Consider the following 727-nt stretch of genomic DNA (forward strand, 5'->3'; position numbering starts at 1 on the left):
ACGCGTGCCAAGTCTCCCGCGCCCGGTCCGTCACTTCCACGACGGCCCGTTTCCGGGGGGAGGCGTCCATACCATCTGCAAAAGTCCTGGCATTGAAGACTGGTTCGCCTATCCTGGAAGATAGACAAGTTCAAGGAGTTCGTCGATGACACAGCTCGGTCTTGGTCTGGATCTTTCGACGAAACGCACGTGCAAGCGGGAATTTCTCGATGAGATGAGGCGCGTGGTGCCATGGTTGAGGTTGATTGCGTTGATCGAACCGCACTATCCGAAGGGTAAGACTGGAAGGCCGCCGTTTCCGGTTGCGACGATGCTGCAGATCCACTTCATGCAGCAGTGGTTTGGTCTGTCAGACCCAGCGATGGAAGAGGCGCTTTATGACGTGCCGCTGTATCGTGAGTTTGCGGAGCTGGGCGAAGGTATGACGCGTTTGCCGGACGAGAGCACGATTCTGCGGTTCGGTCACCTTCTCGAAACGCACGGTCTGACCGCGCAGATGCTCGCGGTGGTTAGGATGTGTACGCTGACGCCGGATATCAGGGTATTGAGAAGCGCTGTCAGGCAAACCCGGTACGCTGGCATGTCGCGATGCGACCAGGTAAGCGTCGACAACTGGACCTGAACAATCGTCTGGACGCGATATACAACCAGATTGAGCGTCTGAAGGCTGGCGTGCGCGCCAAGGTTGAACATCCGTTTCGCGTGCTCAAGCAGCAGTTTGGTTATA

At 56.9% G+C, this 727-nt stretch carries 1 pseudogene; it reads left to right on the plus strand.

The window, feature by feature from the left end:
* Nucleotides 1-145: 145 nt before the first annotated feature.
* Nucleotides 146-727: pseudogene (locus tag AB4Y40_RS42770) on the plus strand (transposase); the annotation flags it as partial.

Source organism: Paraburkholderia sp. EG287B, from assembly GCF_040965595.1.
Classification (GTDB): Bacteria; Pseudomonadota; Gammaproteobacteria; order Burkholderiales; family Burkholderiaceae; genus Paraburkholderia.